The organism is Candidatus Protofrankia californiensis (assembly GCF_900634765.1).
Classification (GTDB): Bacteria; Actinomycetota; Actinomycetes; order Frankiales; family Frankiaceae; genus Protofrankia; species Protofrankia californiensis.
Window position 1 is genome coordinate 1,013 of sequence record NZ_CAAAFT010000257.1, and the last position, 2,823, is coordinate 3,835.

At 67.8% G+C, this 2,823-nt stretch carries 5 protein-coding genes and 1 pseudogene; 5 read left to right on the forward strand and 1 reads right to left on the reverse strand.

Annotation, left to right across the window (positions count from 1 at the left end):
- Positions 1-195 (reverse strand): annotated as a pseudogene (locus tag DD1DGNOD_RS14090) (cobalamin biosynthesis protein); the annotation flags it as partial.
- Positions 196-702: 507 nt separating this feature from the next.
- Here DD1DGNOD_RS14090 and DD1DGNOD_RS14095 point away from each other — a divergent pair.
- The 5 genes from DD1DGNOD_RS14095 to DD1DGNOD_RS14115 form a co-directional block, all read left to right on the forward strand.
- Positions 703-933: a hypothetical protein gene (locus tag DD1DGNOD_RS14095; RefSeq protein ID WP_131766899.1), complete on the forward strand. Its 231-nt coding sequence runs from the start codon at positions 703-705 to the stop codon at positions 931-933.
- Entirely contained in the window at positions 930-1,337 is a 408-nt protein-coding gene (locus tag DD1DGNOD_RS14100; protein ID WP_131766898.1) for a DNA-binding protein, read from the forward strand. Before DD1DGNOD_RS14095 ends, DD1DGNOD_RS14100 begins: the two co-directional genes overlap by 4 nt.
- Before the next feature lie 132 nt (positions 1,338-1,469).
- Positions 1,470-1,706, forward strand: coding sequence for a FitA-like ribbon-helix-helix domain-containing protein (locus DD1DGNOD_RS14105; protein WP_131766897.1), 237 nt, complete (start codon positions 1,470-1,472; stop codon positions 1,704-1,706).
- Positions 1,703-2,104: a type II toxin-antitoxin system VapC family toxin gene (locus DD1DGNOD_RS14110; RefSeq protein ID WP_131766896.1), complete on the forward strand. Its 402-nt coding sequence runs from the start codon at positions 1,703-1,705 to the stop codon at positions 2,102-2,104. Before DD1DGNOD_RS14105 ends, DD1DGNOD_RS14110 begins: the two co-directional genes overlap by 4 nt.
- A 97-nt stretch (positions 2,105-2,201) precedes the next feature.
- The coding region (locus DD1DGNOD_RS14115) for an OsmC family protein (RefSeq protein ID WP_131770356.1) at positions 2,202-2,823 on the forward strand (622 nt) is incomplete at its 3' end.

Genomic DNA, 2,823 nt, shown 5'->3' on the forward strand with positions numbered 1-2,823 from the left:
GACGGCGACGGTGCCGCCGGCGAGAGCGCAGGTGTAGGCCAGACCGGCGGCCCGGCTGTCGCGGTAGAGCAGCCGTTCGGTGTGGTTGGCGACGGTCCCGAAGGCGGCCACCGGGTGCATCCGCGCCGGGTCGGCGAGGGCGGCGTCGAGCGCGGCGCCGGCCAGCAGCCCGACGGCACGGAACCATCCGGACATGGGAGTTCTCCCTGACACGAAGGTGGGGGTTGTGTAAGCCTTGCGGGCTCGGCGGCGTGGTCGGGTGCTCAGCGTGGAAAGCCGCGGCGCTGCGACGGACCCCTGCCGGAGGGGTGACGCCGGGCTCTGGAGCAGCGGGACGACCGGTCGACGTCAGGGGGGACTCCCACCGGCTTCCTCCGCGTCCATCATGTGTCCATCGGCTGGGCCCGGTGCATCGGCTGGGCATGACGAGCAGAACAGATCCCCCAGCTCCCGGTCAAGTACACCAACCTGCCACGGCTACCCCTTTCGCCCGCAGACGACCTCGCCCGGATGGTGGGCGGCGACAGTCGGTAGGGCTGACAGTGGTGACGTCCCGGTGCACCGATTGCCGGTCCGGGTAGTTCGATCAGCGTCTTGCGGGCGATGACGGGCAGGACGAGGCCGCTCTTGTAACACCAAAAATGTTACAGTGTCCGTGTGAGTACCCACGGCTACCCATTGGGCGAAGGTCCTTCTACCCGTTTGAGCCTGTCCCTCCCCCAGGGGACCGCTGACGCCGTACGCGAGATGATCGGTAAGCGCGAGTTCTCCGGCTTCGTCGCGGAGATGATCGAGGACCGTATCCGCCGAGAGCTCCTCGCCGAGGACATCCGTGTCTACCAGGAAGAACACAGCGAGTTCACGGACGACGAGCGGACCTGGGCGCATGAAGCGCTCACTGGTGAGGTCACGCAGCGACACGACGCTGCATGAGGCGTCCGGCCGCACCGGGGACCCTCGCCCTCGACTGCGCGGGATTGTCCGGCTTCATCGAACAGCAGCGGAGGGTCATGGCTGTCCTGGACGAGGCGCAGCGTCTGGAATGGAGGGTCAAGACCTGCGCTGCGACCATTATCGAAGCGACGCACCCCAAGGTAGATGCGGCGCGCACGACCTGGATCCTCTCCCGTGTCCAGGTGGAATCCGTCACCAAGGACGCTGCACGAGCTGCATCGGCGTTGCTGCGGGCCGCGAACCTGCACGGGCACAAGTACGCCATCGATGCCATGGTCGCGGAGATGGCGCTGCGCCAGCGAGGACCGGTAGCCCTGATCACATCCGACCCGGACGACATGGCCCGACTATGCGGCCCCAGCGTCCGCCTGATTCCGCTTTGACGATAGAAGCCGCGACCGGCCACGGCTGGTGCAGGAGCCGCACGACCTGGGCGGCGCCAAGACCGAAGCGGTGATCGGGCGACAGCGTGAGCAGTGATAGCAGAGTGCTTGCTATGGGACTAGAATGCTTGCATGGCTGCCATCCATGTACGCGACGTCTCCGACGAGACCCTCACCGTCCTCAAAGTGCGTGCCATCCGGGCCGGGCAATCCCTGCAGGCGTATGTCCGGCAACTGCTCGACGGTGAGGCAGCCACGCTCACCGCGCAGGAAGCCGCAGAGGAAGCGCGCGTCATCGCGGCACGGGGTGCGGTGACCGCCGCCGACGTCGTGGATGCCATCACCGAGATGCGCGAGGCCCGTACGTGATCGTTCTGGACACGTCCGCCCTGGTTGAGTTCCTGGTCGGTTCGGACCCCGTTGCCGAGAAGGTGCGGGCCGTCGCAGCCGGCGAGCGACTGGCCGCACCCTATGCCGTCGATCTCGCATGCGCTTCGACGCTCCGCGGTTTGGTGCGTGGCAAGAAGCTGCCCGAGGACGAAGGGGGACGTGCCCTGGATCTGCTCGGTCGGATGAATCTGAGACGTTTCGACCACGTGCCGCTGCTCCCACGGATCTGGGAGCTTCGACACAACATGTGGCCGTACGACGCCTCGTACGTCGCACTGGCGGAGACGTTGGGCGCAGATCTGGTGACAGTGGACGGAAAGTTCGCGGGTGCACCCGGTCTGCGGTGCCCCGTCCGTAACCTCCGCAGCGGACGGTAGGCGTCTGGTACGTCGATCGCCTGTCCTTGCAGCAGACGGCCGACCGATTCGGCTACACCCGCTGGGCAGCGGTGCATTTTCTTCATCGGGAGGTTGGGTGGATCAACATGAGCATCACCGCTACCGGGCCCGCTGCCACTGGGACGGCTCGACAGCCGCCGGCTACGAGGCGTACGACCGGGGCCATCGTGGCGAATGTCCGCCCGCGCCCGCAAGCGTCCAGCTCAGTGCGGACCCCGCCTTCCGCGGCTCACCCGAACATCCCAACCCCGAACAGCTCGTCCTGCTCGCAGCGTCGTCCTGTCAGCTCCTGTCCTTCCTGGCCGTGGCCGCCCGCGCGCGGGTAGATGTCCGCGGCTACTCCGACGACGCGGAGGCGGTCATGCCCCAGGCGCCTCGGACGGGTCTGAGCCACATCCGGCTGCGGCCACGGATCGTGGTTGCCGGGGACGTCCCGCTCGAGCGGCTTCATGCCCTGGTGGAGCAGGCCCACCAGGAGTGCTACATCGCGAACAGCCTGCGTTGCGAGGTCAGCGTGCAGCCCACCTTCGTCCGGATACCGGCCTACGCGTTCGGGGACTCGGGCCTCGCCACCGGACGCCTCGCCCTGCTCGCGGACGTCTTCGACACCCCGTCCCGCGCCTTGATCACAGATGGGGCGCCCAGGGTGCCCCGGCTCGCGCTCGACCTCGGCTGCGGGCCGGGGCACAGCACCCGGA